General features: G+C 41.3%; 20 protein-coding genes. 17 read left to right on the forward strand and 3 right to left on the reverse strand.

Annotated features, from left to right (window positions below):
- Nucleotides 1–33 precede the first annotated feature (33 nt).
- Entirely contained in the window at nucleotides 34–306 is a 273-nt protein-coding gene (locus AC0VX1_RS05560) for a transcriptional regulator SplA domain-containing protein (RefSeq protein WP_475470292.1), read from the forward strand.
- Between the two features lie 76 nt (nucleotides 307–382).
- On the opposite strand, the gene AC0VX1_RS05565 is transcribed toward AC0VX1_RS05560, so the two are convergent.
- Nucleotides 383–592: a hypothetical protein gene (locus AC0VX1_RS05565; RefSeq protein ID WP_475470294.1), complete on the reverse strand. Its 210-nt coding sequence runs from the start codon at nucleotides 590–592 to the stop codon at nucleotides 383–385.
- 275 nt (nucleotides 593–867) lie between these two features.
- Nucleotides 868–1,320: a DinB family protein gene (locus tag AC0VX1_RS05570; protein ID WP_475470296.1), complete on the reverse strand. Its 453-nt coding sequence runs from the start codon at nucleotides 1,318–1,320 to the stop codon at nucleotides 868–870.
- Nucleotides 1,321–1,663: 343 nt separating this feature from the next.
- Here AC0VX1_RS05570 and AC0VX1_RS05575 point away from each other — a divergent pair, with 343 nt between their 5' ends.
- The 9 genes from AC0VX1_RS05575 to AC0VX1_RS05615 all read left to right on the forward strand — a co-directional run bounded on the left by AC0VX1_RS05575 (nucleotide 1,664) and on the right by AC0VX1_RS05615 (nucleotide 7,852).
- A complete protein-coding gene (locus tag AC0VX1_RS05575; protein WP_048687392.1) occupies nucleotides 1,664–1,966 on the forward strand; it encodes an urease subunit gamma in 303 nt (100 codons plus the stop codon).
- A gap of 13 nt (nucleotides 1,967–1,979) precedes the next feature.
- Complete coding sequence (locus AC0VX1_RS05580; RefSeq protein WP_063577125.1) at nucleotides 1,980–2,294, forward strand: urease subunit beta; 315 nt, start codon at nucleotides 1,980–1,982, stop codon at nucleotides 2,292–2,294.
- Nucleotides 2,295–2,298: 4 nt separating this feature from the next.
- Entirely contained in the window at nucleotides 2,299–4,008 is a 1,710-nt protein-coding gene (gene ureC, locus AC0VX1_RS05585) for an urease subunit alpha (RefSeq protein ID WP_475470298.1), read from the forward strand.
- A gap of 9 nt (nucleotides 4,009–4,017) precedes the next feature.
- On the forward strand, nucleotides 4,018–4,464 hold the full coding sequence (gene ureE / locus AC0VX1_RS05590) for an urease accessory protein UreE (RefSeq protein ID WP_475470300.1): 447 nt from the start codon (nucleotides 4,018–4,020) through the stop codon (nucleotides 4,462–4,464).
- Nucleotides 4,457–5,143: an urease accessory protein UreF gene (locus AC0VX1_RS05595; RefSeq protein ID WP_475470301.1), complete on the forward strand. Its 687-nt coding sequence runs from the start codon at nucleotides 4,457–4,459 to the stop codon at nucleotides 5,141–5,143. The genes ureE and AC0VX1_RS05595 overlap by 8 nt, the downstream gene beginning before the upstream one ends.
- 48 nt (nucleotides 5,144–5,191) lie before the next feature.
- Nucleotides 5,192–5,809 (forward strand): urease accessory protein UreG, encoded by a 618-nt coding sequence (ureG, locus tag AC0VX1_RS05600; RefSeq protein WP_191929087.1) that lies wholly within the window; start codon nucleotides 5,192–5,194, stop codon nucleotides 5,807–5,809.
- Nucleotides 5,806–6,621: an urease accessory protein UreD gene (locus AC0VX1_RS05605; protein WP_364282161.1), complete on the forward strand. Its 816-nt coding sequence runs from the start codon at nucleotides 5,806–5,808 to the stop codon at nucleotides 6,619–6,621. Before ureG ends, AC0VX1_RS05605 begins: the two co-directional genes overlap by 4 nt.
- A 20-nt stretch (nucleotides 6,622–6,641) precedes the next feature.
- On the forward strand, nucleotides 6,642–7,286 hold the full coding sequence (locus tag AC0VX1_RS05610; protein WP_063577120.1) for a HoxN/HupN/NixA family nickel/cobalt transporter: 645 nt from the start codon (nucleotides 6,642–6,644) through the stop codon (nucleotides 7,284–7,286).
- A 170-nt stretch (nucleotides 7,287–7,456) separates the two neighbouring features.
- Complete coding sequence (locus AC0VX1_RS05615; protein ID WP_145504912.1) at nucleotides 7,457–7,852, forward strand: hypothetical protein; 396 nt, start codon at nucleotides 7,457–7,459, stop codon at nucleotides 7,850–7,852.
- Between the two features lie 199 nt (nucleotides 7,853–8,051).
- Here the strand turns inward: AC0VX1_RS05615 and AC0VX1_RS05620 are convergent, their stop codons facing one another.
- Nucleotides 8,052–8,930 carry a dimethylarginine dimethylaminohydrolase family protein gene (locus AC0VX1_RS05620; RefSeq protein ID WP_249597002.1) on the reverse strand — a complete coding sequence of 293 codons (879 nt, stop codon included), beginning with the start codon at nucleotides 8,928–8,930 and terminating at the stop codon, nucleotides 8,052–8,054.
- A gap of 250 nt (nucleotides 8,931–9,180) precedes the next feature.
- Here AC0VX1_RS05620 and AC0VX1_RS05625 point away from each other — a divergent pair, with 250 nt between their 5' ends.
- From AC0VX1_RS05625 to iolG, 7 genes are all read left to right on the forward strand, one after another.
- Nucleotides 9,181–10,173 (forward strand): Gfo/Idh/MocA family protein, encoded by a 993-nt coding sequence (locus AC0VX1_RS05625; RefSeq protein ID WP_475470304.1) that lies wholly within the window; start codon nucleotides 9,181–9,183, stop codon nucleotides 10,171–10,173.
- Nucleotides 10,174–10,189: 16 nt separating this feature from the next.
- Nucleotides 10,190–11,209, forward strand: coding sequence for a Gfo/Idh/MocA family oxidoreductase (locus AC0VX1_RS05630; RefSeq protein ID WP_475470306.1), 1,020 nt, complete (start codon nucleotides 10,190–10,192; stop codon nucleotides 11,207–11,209).
- Nucleotides 11,210–11,324: 115 nt separating this feature from the next.
- Entirely contained in the window at nucleotides 11,325–12,833 is a 1,509-nt protein-coding gene (locus tag AC0VX1_RS05635; RefSeq protein ID WP_475470308.1) for a sugar ABC transporter ATP-binding protein, read from the forward strand.
- A 4-nt stretch (nucleotides 12,834–12,837) separates the two neighbouring features.
- Nucleotides 12,838–13,836: an ABC transporter permease gene (locus AC0VX1_RS05640; RefSeq protein ID WP_475470310.1), complete on the forward strand. Its 999-nt coding sequence runs from the start codon at nucleotides 12,838–12,840 to the stop codon at nucleotides 13,834–13,836.
- 40 nt (nucleotides 13,837–13,876) lie between these two features.
- Complete coding sequence (locus tag AC0VX1_RS05645) at nucleotides 13,877–14,836, forward strand: sugar ABC transporter substrate-binding protein (RefSeq protein WP_475470312.1); 960 nt, start codon at nucleotides 13,877–13,879, stop codon at nucleotides 14,834–14,836.
- 76 nt (nucleotides 14,837–14,912) lie between these two features.
- Nucleotides 14,913–15,929 carry a LacI family DNA-binding transcriptional regulator gene (locus AC0VX1_RS05650; protein WP_475470314.1) on the forward strand — a complete coding sequence of 339 codons (1,017 nt, stop codon included), beginning with the start codon at nucleotides 14,913–14,915 and terminating at the stop codon, nucleotides 15,927–15,929.
- A gap of 74 nt (nucleotides 15,930–16,003) precedes the next feature.
- Nucleotides 16,004–17,035, forward strand: coding sequence for an inositol 2-dehydrogenase (iolG, locus tag AC0VX1_RS05655; protein ID WP_475470316.1), 1,032 nt, complete (start codon nucleotides 16,004–16,006; stop codon nucleotides 17,033–17,035).
- Nucleotides 17,036–17,077: the final 42 nt, after the last annotated feature.

Here is a 17,077-nt window from a genome sequence, read left to right on the forward strand (position 1 = left end):
AGTTTCTTTCCATAAACTAAAGGAAAATCAGTAATGGAAAGGAAGAATTCAATGGGTGTAATCAATGCAAAAGAAGTGCAGGTCGGTGACGAGGTTTTTGTGATTTATAATAATCCCCATGTCCCTACAGTTTCGAATATCAGGGCAGCGGAAATTGTTCCGCACCCCAAAGATCCCAATGCAGTTGCCTTGTTCCTGAATGATACATTTCATACGATCGAGGATGATGATGCTTTGTTCACTTCGGAAGCCTCAGCGGAAAAAGCATACAGTGATTATATGGAAAACCAGGACCAGATGACTTGAGAGGCGTTTACTCAGCTTTACGGGTGAACAGACGAAAGCCCACGCTATAAAAAGCGGGGGCTTTTTTAAATTTCATTCACGAGTAACGCTCGAATTTACGAGTATTTGCACCAAATTCACGAGTAAAAGCATAAAATTCACGAGTATTTGCACCAAATTCACGAGTAAAAGCATAAAATTCACGAGTATTTGCACTAAACTCACGAGTAAAAGATCGAAATTCACGAGTAACGCTCGAATTCACGAGTATTTGCACTAAACTCACGAGTAAAAGATCGAAAATCACGAGTAACGCTCGAATTCACGAGTATTTGCACCAAATTCACGAGTAAAAGCATAAAATTCACGAGTATTTGCACTAAACTCACGAGTATCGCTCCGAATTCACGAAATAAAGCTCCGAATTACCGAGTAACGCTAGAATTTTATGAGTAAAAGCCAAAAACTCACGAGTATATGCTCCAAACGTACGTGCAAACGCACCAAAACTGTAATTTTTCGTCCTAAATAAAAGAACTGCCACTCCCATTTCAAGAAAAACAGGATGACAGTTACTTACTCTTAGTTATTATTGGATTCTATGAATAGTTTCATTGCGTGAATTTGGCCTATATGATTGGTTTCGTGCAAGACTACAAAATTAATGAATTCTCCCACTGTTTCCATTCCGTTGAAAGGCTGCGCTGTTTTTTCGGTCAATCGTTCTTCCGGAATTTCAAGAAGTCGATCAAGTTGTTCTTGCAACTGTTGCTTTAATACTTCAACGGTAGGTACATCTCCGGTCCAGTCGGCAGGTTTTGAACCATATCCGAATAGCTGCCCGTAATTCTCTGGCAAATTGCTGCTGGAGTTCAATAAAAATTTTTCCGCTGCAGAAAGTACATGTCCCATGTGCCAATGGATTGTATTATTAAAACCTTCAGGCTGTACATCCATGAACTCTGGATTGATTCCCTCAATTTCTTTTAAAAGATTGCTGCGCATGGCTGTCAGTTGATTTTTAACATAATTCATTTTACATTCCCCTTTCAATCTTGTATTGCTTACCGCTACTCATGAAAATTATAGCAAGTATATTTCAATATTATCAAATTTTAGATAAGTCTTTTCAAAAGGGGAAGGCTTATCAATTTACAATTTATTTCATTTCAAGGGTTGTAATTGTCAGATAGTTTAATATAATTAAAATAATGTTAGGTAATCTTACACTAATATGTAAAGTAAAGGTGCGGAACGAGAAACAAGATGTCGGTGATTAAAGTAAGTATATGCATTTATAGCGAGGGAAGAGTGCAACCGATTTAATGGGGATACTTGGAATTGATTGGCGGGATAGTTTGGCAAAAGGAGAGAGGGTATGCGTTTAACAGCAAGGGAACAGGAAAAGTTAATGGTTGTAGTGGCGGCAGATTTGGCAAGAAGGCGAAAAGATCGCGGCTTGAAATTGAACTATCCGGAATCCATTGCCTTAATTACCTATGAAATAGTCGAAGGGGCCAGAGATGGGAAATCAGTATCGGAACTGATGCAATTTGGCAGGACTATTCTTTCAAGTGAAGATGTTATGGATGGAATTCCTGAGATTATTCATGATATTCAAGTTGAGGCAACGTTTCCGGACGGTACAAAGCTTGTGACTGTTCATAATCCGATTCAGTAAGGAGGAGGAGGCCATGATACCAGGTGAATATATCTTGAAAAAAGAACCGGTCGTATGTAACGAGGGAAAGATCTCAACGGTCATAACGGTCATCAACAGGGGAGACCGTCCTATACAGATTGGCTCACACTTTCACTTTTATGAAGTGAATCTTGGACTGGAGTTCATTCGTGAGAATGCTTTTGGGAAAAGGCTTAACATTCCTGCTGGTACAGCTGTCCGTTTTGAGCCGGGCGATGCGAAGGAAATCGAACTGGTCCCATTCAGCGGCAAGAGGGAAGTTTATGGATTAAGTAATAAAACGAATGGTCCGCTTGATAAGGAGTGAAAATATGAGTCATGAAATGTCACGTAAGCAATATGCCGACATGTTTGGTCCCACAACAGGGGATTTAATTAGATTGGCAGATACCGAGCTTTTCATAGAAGTGGAAAAGGATTTTACAAAGTATGGGGATGAAGTGAAATTTGGCGGTGGTAAAGTGATCCGGGATGGTATGGGGCAACATCCAACCGCTTCAAGAGATGAGGTGATGGATCTTGTTTTCACCAACGCAATCATCATCGATTATACAGGCATTTATAAAGCGGACGTTGGCGTGAAGGAAGGAAATATTGCAGCTATAGGAAAAGCGGGAAATCCCTTATTGATGGATGGGGTGACAATGGTGATAGGAGCAGCTACTGAAATAATTGCAGCTGAAGGAAAGATCGTTACAGCTGGTGGTATTGATGCTCACATCCATTTCATTGCCCCGCAGCAAATAGAGACTGCACTGTCAAGCGGGATCACGACAATGATCGGTGGGGGAACCGGACCTGCAACGGGAACGAACGCCACGACGTGTACTCCGGGAGCTTGGAATATACATAAAATGCTCGAAGCAGCAGATCATTTCCCCATGAATCTCGGTTTTTTGGGTAAAGGCAATTCCTCTGCCAAAGAACCACTTGCTGAGCAAATAGAGGCTGGTGCCATCGGGCTGAAGTTACATGAAGATTGGGGTACGACGGCTGCAGCCATCGATACTAGTTTAATGGTGGCTGACGAATACGATGTTCAAGTGGCGATTCATTCCGACACGCTTAATGAAGGTGGTTTCGTCGAGGATACGATCAGAGCGATAGACGGCCGTGTCATTCATACATATCATACCGAAGGAGCGGGTGGGGGGCATGCCCCTGATATCATCAAGGCGGCTAGTTATCCGAATATTCTCCCGTCCTCGACGAACCCTACCCGTCCATACACCATCAATACGTTGGAAGAGCATTTGGATATGCTGATGGTATGCCATCATTTGGATCCATCCGTTCCGGAAGATATCGCTTTTGCTGATTCCAGGATAAGAAAAGAGACCATTGCAGCTGAAGACATTCTTCATGACCTGGGCGTCTTTAGCATGATCAGCTCCGATTCCCAAGCGATGGGGCGTGTAGGAGAAGTTATTCTGCGAACATGGCAGACGGCCGATAAGATGAAAAAGCAGCGTGGCAAAATGCTGGAGGATACAGGGGAAGGAGACAATTTTCGCGTTAAGCGTTATATTGCCAAATATACGATAAATCCTGCAATTACACATGGGATTTCTGATGTCGTCGGATCTGTGGAAGAAGGGAAATTCGCTGACTTGGTGCTATGGGATCCTGCCTTTTTCGGGGTTAAACCGGACATGATTCTAAAAGGAGGCATGATCGCGCACAGTATGATGGGCGATCCGAATGCTTCGATTCCAACTCCTCAACCGGTGTTATACCGCCCGATGTTTGCAAGTTTTGGAAAGGCCGTTGAGAGTACGTCGATTACGTTCCTATCAAAAGCGTCATATGAAGCGGGAATTCATGATGACCTGGATTTGAAAAAAATAGTGAAGACTGTCTCGAATATTCGCAATCTTACAAAAAAAGATATGAAGTTAAACGGGGAGACCCCCGTCATAGAAGTTGATCCGCAAACATATGAAGTGACGGTGGATGGTGGTTTAATTACGTGTGAGCCAGCGGAAATCCTGCCGATGGCTCAACGATACTTTTTATTCTGAGGTGATGACATGATAGTTGAAGAAGTATTGGGAAATATAGAGTCTATTGAAAAAAAAGCGAAACATATGGAAAAGGTTTATCTGGAAAGCGATGCATTAAGAAAACGGATACTAAGGGTTAAAACGGATCATGGAAATGAAATTGGGATACGCCTTAAAGAAAACAAGGATTTGATGGATGGCGACATCCTTTATATGGATGAAAATAATATGATCGTGATCCATACGATAGATGATGATATTTTGACGATCTTGCCTACAACTCTAGGGCAGATGGGCGATATTGCGCATCAATTGGGAAATCGCCACTTACCTGCCCAGTTTGATGGGGATGAAATGCTTGTTCAATATGATTACCTGGTGGAAGAGCTTTTAATGGAACTTGATATACCGTTTCGTCGTGAAAAGAGGAAGGTGAAGCAGGCATTCCGTCATATCGGACATTCACATGATTGAACGTTTGTTTCCGTTGATCCAGCTTTGTGATTCCAATTTTCCTTCTGGTTCGTTCTCCCATTCATTCGGGATGGAGACTTACATTCAAGAAGGGAAGGTACATGATGCAACTTCTTTAAAGGCGTTTTTGAAGGTATACATTTCTAAATCTTTAACCTATACAGATGGACTGGGGTGCCGGCTTGCATATGAATTCGTAAGTAGTCAAAGGGTTGAAAAAATATGGGATCTGGATGAGTTGCTTTATGCCGCATGTTCCGCCCGGGAATCCAGGGAAGCCTCGAAAAGAATTGGACAGCAGATGGCTAAACTATGCTCGAACTTATATCCATCCGAAGAGTTATTGGCATACTTGAAGAAAATCCAAGGAAAACAATGCTATGGACATCCGGCCATTGTATTTGCGCTTGTGTGTACCAAACTGAACCTTACCGTAGAAATGGCCATTCATGCCTGTTTGTATGCAGCTGTGTCCTCGCTTATCCAAAATGCAGTAAGAGGAATCCCTTTGGGTCAGACAGCTGGACAATCCTTGTTATTGTGGTCACATGAGGTCATCCAGACAGCCGTTGCATTCATTAAAGCACTTCCGGAGGATGAACTCGGACGGACACTGCCGGGATTGGAAATCGCCCAAATGAGGCATGAGAATTTACATGTAAGACTATTTATGAGTTAACCAGAAAAGAGGTGACAGGTTTGCCTCATAGAGGTAAATCGATAATAGATGAAACAAGTAGTCAAAATAGGAGTAGGCGGCCCAGTTGGTGCCGGAAAAACAATGCTTGTCGAGAAGTTGACACGGGTAATGGAAAATGACTTCAGCATGGCAGTTGTAACGAATGATATATATACAAAAGAAGATGCGCTGTTTTTAATGAAAAATGGTGTACTTCCTGAAAATCGGATCATTGGTGTGGAAACCGGCGGCTGTCCTCATACAGCGATACGTGAGGACGCCTCGATGAATTTTGCAGCCATTGATGAGTTGATGGAACTCCATCCGGAACTGGATTTGATTTTTGTGGAGAGCGGCGGTGATAATTTAGCGGCGACCTTCAGCCCTGAACTCGTTGACTTTTCAATCTATATCATTGATGTCGCACAAGGGGAGAAAATCCCCCGGAAAGGTGGCCAGGGAATGATTAAATCGGATTTATTCATCATTAATAAAACGGACTTGGCCCCGTATGTAGGAGCAAGCCTGGAAGTGATGGAGAGGGATACATTAACGACCCGAGGGGATAAACCTTTCTTTTTTACTAACTTAAAAGAAGAAAAGGGTTTGACTGATGTCGTGAACTGGATAAAGTCAGAGGCGTTTCTAGTGGGTCTTGAGCAGTGAGTTGGACAGGCAGCATTCGCTTAAAGGCGGAACTGAAAAATGCTCGAACGATAGTGAGTGATACTTATTATGACGGGGCATTCAAATTGTCCCGTCCTGTGTTTTTTGATGAACTTTCACCTACCTATTTTCTCATTCATGTTGGAGGAGGCTATGTAGGTGGTGACAAGTACCATCAGCTTTTTTGTTTGGAAGAAGGGGCAACAATAACATTAACGACGCAGTCTGCGACAAAGATATACAAGACGATGGATGAGCCGGCAGTGCAGAAAACCGAGTTAGTACTAAAAAAGGAAAGTTTCCTTACCTATGTGCAGGACCCCGTAATTGCCTATGAATCTGCTCGATATATTCAGGATACGACGATACATATGGAAAGCGGAGCGGGATTGTTGATGACTGATATATTTACACCAGGATGGTCAGAGAGTAGGGGGGCATTCACATATGATTGGATCCGCTCCAAAACGAACGTGTTTCAAGATGGTAAAAGGCTGTTAATGGACCACTTGTTTCTGAATCCTTCAGACGAGATGGACTCTGTACTATTATTGGAAGGATATAGTCATTTTGGCTCGCTATTATTGATATATCATGAGGTGGATGGGGCATTCATTACCGAACTCGATGAAATGCTTTCCCCGTTAGGAAGCAAAGTTAGAATAGGTTTTTCCCGGCTGCCAATACGTGGTCTGATGCTGCGGGTATTGGCAAATCAAACTCAACATATAGAAAAGGTATTTTCAGTTTGTGAGGATCTCTTTCGAAGGAGGATCCTTCGGGAGGATCCGATTTTTTATCGTAAATATTAGTAAAGGGAAGGCGGTGTATTATGGAAATGAGTTTATTGCTTGTTTTAGCGATTGGATTTGTATTAGGCATCAAGCATGCTCTGGAACCCGATCATATCATTGCCGTTTCTACGATTGCGAGCCAAAGCAAGAAAATATGGAAATCTTCACTTGCAGGCGTATTTTGGGGAATCGGTCATACACTTACTCTTTTGGTGTTCGGTGTCATCCTAATCCTTTTGAAAAACGAAATTCCGGAAGCTTGGGCAATGTCATTGGAATTTCTTGTGGGAATCATGCTGGTGTATTTAGGTATCACGACGATTTTTTCTTGGAAGCAAACGAAGCGGCATGACCATACAGGCCGGGCTACATATCTGAAATCGATGTTAGTGGGAATTGTCCACGGACTTGCAGGCAGTGCTGCAATGGTCCTTCTTACTTTAAGTACGATAGATGCAGCGTGGCAGGGGGCAATCTACATTATCATATTTGGTGTAGGTACTTGTATGGGCATGCTTCTGTTCACTACGATTTTAAGCATCCCCTTTGTCACAAGCTCTTCCTCCAAAAAAGTCAATCACTCACTCATCCGATTGACAGGTGTGATAAGCACGCTTTTCGGAATCTATTATATGTACAATCTCGGCATCAACGAGGAACTATTTTCTGTATGGTTTGGTTGAATGCGAGACATATGCCCAAGGGATAAAGGTTAAAAAACCCTCAAGTTATAAACTTGAGGGTTTTTTACTGTTACTAAATAGACAAACAATCCTATTACTCTTTTGCGAGGACTAGTATAATGATAGGTATTGGATAATTAATCCATTTGGGTATGAGGAGATGACATGTAATGAAAAGGAAAGCGCCCCTGGTAGGACTTTGCTTAATATCAATAACGTTGGCTTCAGGTTGCACAACAAAGCAAGAACATATTTCCGTTCAAAAATATGAAGGTAAACACTACAAATTCGAAGCATATAAAGAAAAGATAGAATTGGGGAAAACAGAAAAAACCAAAGAAATAATAAAGAATGCCGATTGGGAAGAATTCGCGCTGGAGAAGGATCATCCTAAGGCGGACTTCATCTTTTATTTTAATGATCAGAAAAACGAAGGTGAAATTTCCGTATATTATGCCTGGGTTAATACGGATGAAAATATTGTAGAATTGACGAAGGACGAACATAGCCAGTATGTACAGTTAAATAGAAAGGATTCTGAAATTATATTAAGACTGCTTAATTGATGTATAGAGGAGATCCTTGCTTTCAAAAACTTCCGGACAAGCATTTTTTGAACTCTCATGTGCCCGACTATCATCAGAGTTATATAATGCAGCCAGCCTTTTTAAGGGGTGGTCGCAAATTCCATTGAAAATTAATGTTTGACAACAATAAGGTGAAAGAAACCGGACTTCCATAAAAGTCCGGTTTCTTCCATTCTGCTCAGGCTGAATCAGTCTTCTTTTTTGTTGTCCTCAATAGTGGCATGGTGCAACAACGGAAAGAGCCACCGGACTTGATGATTTCGCTTATATCGACTTCAATGACTTCATATCCGCGTTCACGAAGCTGACTATTTACCTGTTTATTACAGGGTAGACTGAATAATTTTTTATTCCCAATCGAAAGCACGTTGGTACCTAAAGTGAATTGTTCTTCTTTCGTCACTTCAATCATGTCATAACGTGAAGCTAATAAATCCATCTCTTTTTTTGTAAAGGACTCTGGAAAAATAAGCGCCTCTGTCGGTGATATGATATTGAAAACACAGTCTAAATGAAGGAATGTTTCAATGAAAGGAACCGCTATGACCTCGTATTCCGGTAATAAGGATTGAAGATGCTTGACGGATGTTTCATCCGTTCTTTCACTGATTCCAATATAAATGGTTTTTCCGTCAATAAGGACATCCCCGCCCTCAATATGATTTTTGAGGAGGTTGAAATATGAAATACCATTCGTTTCGAGCCAGGATTTCAATATTTGTTCTTCACCCTGCCTGATACCTGTTGCCAACTCAGCTACGTAAACGGTTTCGCCAAGAGTAAAACCGATATCTCTCGTAAAGACTTGTTCCGGATATGTAAATTGAGGCGGAAGTTTTATGACTTCAATCCCTTCATGTTCTAGAGCCTTTGTAAATTGTGCGTGCTGCTCCAAGGCAAGTGCTTGATCGATATTTTCTTCTTGAAACTCTTTTTGTGTTTCGTTAATGATCTCCCTGATCTCCATATAATGAGGTTCACAAACAATTACCCGTGATAGCTTTGAATATTCACTCGCACAATAAGCTTCTAGTTCTTCGTTTATTTTATTTACCATAAATGAGCTCCCTCTAAATATAATTGTATCTTTACTATTTCCTCTTTTTTCTAGAAAGAAACATAAAATATAAGTCGTGGTCTCTAGAATCTTCTTTAGAGTAGATTGCTTCTTATACTGAAATAATTAGGACTGATAATTCTGAAAAATATTTTTTTACATTTTTGTAAATGTAATTGAATAATGAAAATGTGTGAGTTACAATAGCGAAAAGGAAAGCGCTTTCCTAAAATATAGAGGAGTGTGAATGATGGGAAATATTCGTTGGGGAATCATGAGTGCTGCCAATATAGCCTTCGATGAATTTTTACCGGCCATAAGTCGTTCAAACCGTGCAGAGTTAGTAGCCGTAGCATCGAAAAGCTTAGAAAAGGCTAAGCGATTCAATTCGTCCAATATTTATGAAAAGTATGAACATCTTATTGAAGATTCATCTATTGACGCAGTCTATATCCCTTTACCTAACTCTCTTCATGCAGAATGGGCGGTGAAGGCCATGAAAAAGGGAAAACATGTTCTTCTTGAAAAACCAGCAGCTTTAACGGAAGCCGATATGCACGCTGTTAAAACAGCAGCCCGAGAAAATGATGTTGTCTTCATGGAAGCCTTCATGTATCAGTTTCATAGTCAACATAAACGAGTTAAGGAATTACTTGAATCTGACAAGATCGGGGAATACAACCATGTTAAAGCGCATTTTTCCTGGATGCTTGAAGACTCTGGGGATATTCGTTTGAAACAGGAACTAGGGGGAGGGGCCATGAGAGATGTCGGATGTTACGGCTTGCATGCAGTTACGCAAATCGTTGGCTTTAAACCTGTTCAAATCACAATGAGCGGCAAAATGAATCAAGGCAATGGTGTTGACATGACATCAACCTGTGTATTGTTGGATGCTAAGAAAAGGACTGCTGAAGTTACGGCTTCATTGGAACTTTCATTTATTAATCGTTATGAAATCTTTGGCCCTAAAGGATCCATTACAGTCGATTCCGCATTTCGACCCGACATATCGAATGATGAACACGGTAAAATAACAGTAAAAGATGATAATGGTAATGTAATCCTTTTTGAGAGATATAAAGATGATCAATATTTAAATCAGATTGAACATTTCCATGACTGTATTTTAGAAGGGAAGAACCCAGATTATAATGTCGATCATTCGCTTCAAATGGCCCGTTATCTTGAAAAAGGTTACCAATCATTGAACAGAGAGTCCGTGATGACGAAAGTTAACTAAAAGGAGAAAAAATAATATGTCAAAAAAAATTCGAGCAGCTGTACTTGGACTTGGAAGACTTGGCTATTGGCATGCAGTGAATGTAGTTACAAGAATTAGAAACGCGGAACTTGCGGCAATATGTGATGTCGATATAGAGACGGCAAAGCGTGTTGCAACTGAATTGGAAGTGCCATCTTTCACGACCGACCCAGAGGATATCCTTAAAGACGATTCTATCGGAGTAATAATCATAGCTTCTCCTACAAGCACACATTTTGATTTGTTGAAAAAAGCATCAGAAGCAGGCAAGTCCATATTTGTCGAAAAACCACTTACGATAGATTTAAGTGAAGCAAATGAAATTAAAAGAATAATAGAAAATAACAATACCATTTGCCAGGTGGGATTCATGCGCAGGTTCGATCCCGCTTATGTTGCAGCCAAAAATAGGATCAATGCCGGTGATATAGGTGATCCGATTTACTTCCGCGGTATTTCCCGTGATCCACATTCACCCCATGAAGCGTTTATCCAACATAGCGGCGGTATGTTTGTCGATGTATCCATTCATGATTTTGATATTGCCCGGTACTTAATGAATTCCGAAGTGACTTCAGTTCATGCGCATGGAAGAATCCTAAAATATCCATTCATGGAAAAGTACCAAGATGTTGATCAATCTCTTACCTATTTGGAGTTTTCATCTGGGGCTGCAGGGGATGCAGAGGCAAGTCGTAATGCCTATTATGGCTACGATATCCGTGGAGAGGTCATTGGGACGGAGGGGTCTATCTTTATAGGGAATCTTCGAAATCATGATATACAGATTTTAACGAAATCGGGTAACCTGCATGATATCTTATCCGATTTTCCAACTCGTTTTACCGATGCCTACCATTTGGAACTCGCGAGTTTTTTTCAGGTTGTTGAGGATAGAGGAATACCAAGTGTAACAGTGGACGATGGCATAAAGGCACTTGAAATAGCATTTGCAGCACGTGAATCCTATCAAACGGGAAAAAAGGTTGAGCTTAATTCATTATATCTGCGGTAATAATTCAGAAAATACAAAATATTCGATAAATGTATTGAAAAGTAAATATAAAAAAACTATACTTTAGTTAGGAAAGCGCTTTCTCTGATGGTAAATGACGAAAAGAGGTTTGCCCATGATTAATCATTCAGGAAATCTCCTTGAAATGAAAGGGATAAAAAAAAGTTTTGGTCAAAACCATGTTTTAAAAGGAATTGATTTAGATGTAATGGCAGGTGAAGTTCATGTATTGCTTGGGGAAAATGGTGCAGGGAAATCCACACTGATAAAAATTTTAACAGGAGCATATGAAAAAGATTCCGGAGAAATTTTTTGGGAAGGTAATTCTGTTCAACTTGATACACCACTTGATGCTATGAATCTAGGGATTGCGACTATTTATCAGGAATTGAATGTCATTCCAGAATTAAAGGTATATGAAAATATATTCCTTGGAAGGGAATTGAAACGCGGCGGAAAATTCTCATTACTTAATCAAAAGGAAATGCGTCAGGAAGCAAAACGCTGTTTAGAGATGCTTGGTCAGAGCCCTGATCTGGCAGATAAGCAATTAGGAGAGCTGGGAATCGGACAACAACAACTTGTGGAAATTGCGAAAGCGCTTACCCTTGATGTGAAGTTAATTATTATGGATGAGCCGACTTCCAGCCTTAGCGGAACGGAAGTGGAGCAGTTATATCGATGTGTAGAACAACTTACGCAAAAGGGCATTGCGATATTATTCATTTCCCATCGGTTAGATGAAATCAGGCAAATGGGTGATAGGCTTACCATCCTTCGAGACGGATTTAAAATTGAAACGCTGCCGGTCAAGACAACGGAAACCGATCATTGGATCGAATTGATGGTCGGCCGGGCGCTGGATGAAAAATATCCTAAGCAATCGTTTACGCTTGGCAGTGAAGGGTTCAAGGTCGAAAACATAGTAGTGGCCGGAACCAAAGAACCTGTAAGCTTTTCAATCCGGCACGGTGAGATCGTAGGAATCTCCGGACTCGTCGGAGCTGGACGGACAGAATTGGCAAGAGCCATTTTCAGTGCAGATGACAGGGGAAAAGGGAAGGTCTACATACATGGGGAGGAGGTTCGGATCAAATCACCCAGGGATGCAATTGATGCAGGCATTGCTTTTATTACGGAGGATAGGAAAAGCGAAGGTCTCTTATTGGATCAGCCGCTTGATTTCAATATTGCCATGGCAAATATGAATAAATTCACGAATAAATTCAGACTCATTGATTTGAAAGGTCTGCGTGAAGAAGCAAACAATTATATTAGGGAATTGAAGGTACGTCCAAATAATATTGATCTTCATGCCAGAAATCTAAGCGGGGGAAATCAGCAAAAAGTCGTTATTGCCAAGTGGTTATGCACAAAGGCAAAGGTTTATATTTTTGATGAACCTACAAGAGGGATTGATGTTGGTGCAAAGGTTGAGGTCTATCGCTTAATGAATCAGTTGGTTGAAGGCGGTGCCATTGTACTGATGATTTCTTCGGACCTCCCGGAAATCCTTGGTATATGTGATCGGGTCTTAGTTATGAGTGAGGGGCAAATGACCGCTGACCTGGAAATAGGAGAAGCCTCTCAAGAACGGATCATGAAAGCGGCAACAGGGGGATGAAATTATGAATGAAGCAGTCATGCAAAAACCAGAGAATGATTTACCAAAACAAAGTAGAACCATTAAGACTTACTTAAGTAAGTTCGGGCCATTAATCGGTCTTATCCTTTTAACGACGGTACTGACATTCTTGTCGGACAAGTTCATGACATTGAACAATATCATGAATATAGCCCGTCAGTCCTCCATAAATGCCATACTTGCAATCGGTATGCTTCTTCCGATTTTAACTGCCGGCATCGATTTATCTGTAGGTTCCATTCTTGCGGTCTCCATCATGGTAATGGGAATCGTTTCGGTCACGATGGGATTCAGTCCTATCTTGGGCCTGCTTGCTTGCCTGGTCGTAGGAGCTGGATTCGGTTTACTCAATGGTCTGCTATTAACGAAATTACGTTTGCCGCATCCGTTCATTTCGACACTGGGGACGATGAACATTGCACGTGGAATCGCGTTGATCATCACGGCTGCAGCCCCGATTGCCGGTTTTCCATATTTGATCCAATTTTTGGGACGTGAATTTGTAGGTCCCATTCCAGTTAGCTTCCTGTTAGTAATAGTGGTATATATCATCTTTCATATATTCCTGACAAGGACCCAGACAGGGCGTTATATATATGCGATCGGTGGTAATAAAGAAGCGGCCCGTCTCTCGGGTATCAATGTTGATCGTGTATTGATCATTGTATATACGATCAGTGGTTTAATGGCAGGTCTTGCAGGGCTTGTAATGGTCGGACGCGTCAATTCCGCTTTCCCTCTCGCAGGTCAATCGTATGAACTTGATGCAATAGCGGCAGTCATCATTGGAGGAGCAAGCTTCATGGGAGGGGTCGGAACTGTTTGGGGTACATTGATAGGTGCAATGATCATAGCTGTGCTTCGAAATGGATTAAACCTCCTGAACGTTCCTGCCGATTTCCAAATGGCAGTAATCGGTTTCGTCATCATCGCAGCTGTGTTTGTAGACGTACTCCGACAACGCAAAGGAAAAAAAAGGTGATTGTTAATTCATTTCAAATATGAAACTTGGAGGTAACAGAATGAATGGTAAACTAAAATGGTTTGGAGCGGCGTTAGTGATATCAAGTATTGCTTTAGTGACTGGCTGCGGTGATGGGGATAAAAAAGCGGGCGGCAGTGAAGAGGAAAGTGTCGCAGTCGTTTTAAAAACCTTATCAAGCCCTTATTGGAAATATGTTGAGGCAGGAGCCAAAGCTGCTGGTAAGGACCTTGGGGTTACGGTATCGGTGGTAGGTCCTTCTGCAGAGTCGGAAGTGATCCAGCAGGTTAATATGCTTGAGGATCAAATAAACCAGTCACCTGGGGCCATCGTCGTCGCACCTTCGCAACCGGATACGGTCGTTCCGGTATTAGAAACCGCAGCGCAAAATGTACCTGTACTACTTATAGATTCAGATGCTGATTTTGAAGGGAAAACGACCTTTATCGGTACTGAAAACAGAACTGCAGGTATGGAAGGCGGGAATTTGTTGGCTTCTATGCTTCAGAAGGGAGATGAAGTGGTCTTGATTTCGGGAGCACTTGGCAATCCGGCTACGGATGCGCGAATAAAAGGTGCTAAAGAAGCATTAGAAAAAGCGGGTCTGGAAGTTGTTGCAGAACAACCTGGTGATAGTGATAAAACGAAAGCGATGTCAGTAATGGAAAATATTCTGCAAAAAAATGGAGATGTTAAGGGGATTTTTGCAGCAAATGATGATATGGCATTGGGGGTTTTACGCGCAGTTGAAGCTAAAGGACTGGATATTAAAGTAATTGGCACTGATGGAACAGAGGAAGCGGTTGAATCAATTTTGGAAGGAAAGCTTGCTGGCACGATAGCCCAGAGTCCGTATAACATGGGTTATCAGGGTGTTGAAAATGCCTTGAAAGCTATAAATGGGGACAAGGTCAATGAGCGATTAGATAGCGGAATTGACATCATAACAATAAAAAATGCAGAAGAAAAATTGGAATTCTTAAAGAGTATATCAAAATAAGGAAATATAATAGTACCTGTTAAATTCCTTCATGCTAAAATAAAGTAAAGGATAATTTGGAGGAGTTTTTAAAAAAATGAAGCAGCCTACAATTTATGATGTAGCAGAAAAAGCCGGCGTTTCGATTGCCACGGTATCTAAGGTGGTAAATAATACTGGCCGAATTAGCGATAAAACGAGAAGTAAGGTAATGGAAATCATGCAAGAACTTGAATATCAGCCAAGCACCGTTGCAGCTGCGCTGACAGGTAAGAGAACATTCACTATCGGGGTGCTTGTCCCTGATATTTCAAATCCCTTTTTTGCTGAAGTTGCCAGGGCATTGGAAAACCATGCTCGTGAAATCGGGTATGCAATTATTTTATGCAGTACGGATTATCAACTGGAAAGGGAACATGACTATTTAGAGCTTCTTATAAAAAAACAGGTGGATGGAATCATAATCGCAACTGAACCGAAGGATCGAAAGGTTATCAAAAAGCTTCAAAGCAGGAATATTCCACTACTGATGTTTTCGGTAGATCACCCCTCTTTTGTTGCATCTGATGTTGTCACCACGGATGATGTTCGGGGCGGATATCTTGCCGGAAGGTATTTATTGGATAATGGGCATCAACATGTTGCAGTGATTGCCGAATTGAACAGGGCAAGCGGGCGCTTGCGTTTAGAGGGATTTAAACAGTCGTTGCTGGATGAGGGGATCAGTTTAAATGAAGAATATGTCATTCATTCTAAATCGAAAATAGAAGAAGCAAGAAAGGCAGCCAAGGAGATCTTGAAGTTAGAAGATAGACCCACTGCCATATTCGCTGCGACCGATTTAATAGCAGCAATTTTCATGAATGAGGCACGAAAGGAAAATGTAATCATTCCAAATGAAATATCGGTTATTGGCTTTGATAATACCATACACGCAGAATTAGCTGATCCAGGTTTAACGACAATAGCGCAGCCTATTGATGAATTGGCATGTTACGCAATTAACCAGCTGTTGATGTCGATTGAGCACCCGAACAGGTCTCGCCATAGAATCATGCTTGCGCCATTACTCATAGAACGTAATTCAGTAATAGACATAACAAAAAATAAATAGCACATGGAAAGAAATATTCAACCGGTTAGTCGATATGCATTTTTAAGTTAAGCGCTTAATCAGGAGGAGAGTCAATGACACTGACAGTTGGAATTATTGGTGCAGGACGCATAGGTAGATTACATGTAGATAATTTGAAGGGACTTCAGCATATCAGGATTAAAGGTGTTTCTGATGTTGCGGCTAAACATCTCGAACCATGGGCGATGGAGAAACGTATCGAAGTGTTCACAACAGATTACCATGAATTGCTGAATGACCCTGAAATCCAGGCGGTATTCATATGTTCGCCTACTAATACACATGCAACAATCATTAAAGAAGCGGCTGAAGCTGGAAAGCATATTTTCTGTGAAAAGCCAGTCAGCTTCTCAGTCGAAGAAACGGAAGAAGCACTAAATGCAGTAGAAAAAGCGGGTGTAAAGCTTCAAGTGGGTTTTAATCGTCGCTTTGATCCAAGTTTTCGAAAGGTTAGTAAACTTGTACAAGAAGGTGAAATTGGATTACCACATATACTGCGCATCACTTCCCGTGATCCTCAACCGCCAAGTGCGGATTATATTAAAACTTCAGGCGGCTTATTCATGGATATGACCATCCATGACTTTGATATGGCCCGGTACGTAATGGGAAGTGAAGTTGTTGAGGTATTCGCATATGGAGCTGTACTTGTGGATTCGGCCATAGGTGAAGCAGGTGATATTGACACCGCGGTCATTACTTTGAAATTTGCAAATGGCGCACTGGGTGTCATCGATAACAGTCGTCGTGCAGTCTATGGATATGATCAGCGCCTTGAGATTTTCGGGGAAAAGGGCTCTGCACAAGTTAATAACAGCAGGGAAACAACTGTTGAAATCTCTACAAATGATCACGTGAAGAAAGAAAAGCCGCTTCACTTTTTCCTTGAACGGTATACTCAGGCATATATGGATGAAGTGAAGGAGTTTGCTTCGGCATGCCTTGGAAATCATGAGGTTAGTTGTAATGGTTTTGATGGTTTACAAGCTGAGCGTATTGCTAGAGCGGCAAAACAATCGCTTGAAACAGGGGTACCAGTACATTTAAATCAGGCTGAACAACTTGGAACACGTATTGTTCGCTGAAAGTGAAATAAGCATTTTATCACCCATTAGAAAATGTAAAGA

The organism is Peribacillus sp. QJM3NY_7, from assembly GCF_056173225.1.

Bases quoted from the DNA above. Each gene is read 5' to 3' on its own strand.
- AC0VX1_RS05560 (WP_475470292.1), top strand. From the start codon at position 34: ATGGAAAGGAAGAATTCAATGGGTGTAATCAATGCAAAAGAAGTGCAG.
- AC0VX1_RS05570 (WP_475470296.1), bottom strand. From the start codon at position 1,320: ATGAATTATGTTAAAAATCAACTGACAGCCATGCGCAGCAATCTTTTA.
- AC0VX1_RS05575 (WP_048687392.1), top strand. From the start codon at position 1,664: ATGCGTTTAACAGCAAGGGAACAGGAAAAGTTAATGGTTGTAGTGGCG.
- AC0VX1_RS05580 (WP_063577125.1), top strand. From the start codon at position 1,980: ATGATACCAGGTGAATATATCTTGAAAAAAGAACCGGTCGTATGTAAC.
- ureC (WP_475470298.1), top strand. From the start codon at position 2,299: ATGAGTCATGAAATGTCACGTAAGCAATATGCCGACATGTTTGGTCCC.
- ureE (WP_475470300.1), top strand. From the start codon at position 4,018: ATGATAGTTGAAGAAGTATTGGGAAATATAGAGTCTATTGAAAAAAAA.
- AC0VX1_RS05595 (WP_475470301.1), top strand. From the start codon at position 4,457: ATGATTGAACGTTTGTTTCCGTTGATCCAGCTTTGTGATTCCAATTTT.
- ureG (WP_191929087.1), top strand. From the start codon at position 5,192: ATGAAACAAGTAGTCAAAATAGGAGTAGGCGGCCCAGTTGGTGCCGGA.
- AC0VX1_RS05610 (WP_063577120.1), top strand. From the start codon at position 6,642: ATGGAAATGAGTTTATTGCTTGTTTTAGCGATTGGATTTGTATTAGGC.
- AC0VX1_RS05615 (WP_145504912.1), top strand. From the start codon at position 7,457: ATGAAAAGGAAAGCGCCCCTGGTAGGACTTTGCTTAATATCAATAACG.
- AC0VX1_RS05620 (WP_249597002.1), bottom strand. From the start codon at position 8,930: ATGGTAAATAAAATAAACGAAGAACTAGAAGCTTATTGTGCGAGTGAA.
- AC0VX1_RS05625 (WP_475470304.1), top strand. From the start codon at position 9,181: ATGGGAAATATTCGTTGGGGAATCATGAGTGCTGCCAATATAGCCTTC.
- AC0VX1_RS05630 (WP_475470306.1), top strand. From the start codon at position 10,190: ATGTCAAAAAAAATTCGAGCAGCTGTACTTGGACTTGGAAGACTTGGC.
- AC0VX1_RS05635 (WP_475470308.1), top strand. From the start codon at position 11,325: ATGATTAATCATTCAGGAAATCTCCTTGAAATGAAAGGGATAAAAAAA.
- AC0VX1_RS05640 (WP_475470310.1), top strand. From the start codon at position 12,838: ATGAATGAAGCAGTCATGCAAAAACCAGAGAATGATTTACCAAAACAA.
- AC0VX1_RS05645 (WP_475470312.1), top strand. From the start codon at position 13,877: ATGAATGGTAAACTAAAATGGTTTGGAGCGGCGTTAGTGATATCAAGT.
- AC0VX1_RS05650 (WP_475470314.1), top strand. From the start codon at position 14,913: ATGAAGCAGCCTACAATTTATGATGTAGCAGAAAAAGCCGGCGTTTCG.
- iolG (WP_475470316.1), top strand. From the start codon at position 16,004: ATGACACTGACAGTTGGAATTATTGGTGCAGGACGCATAGGTAGATTA.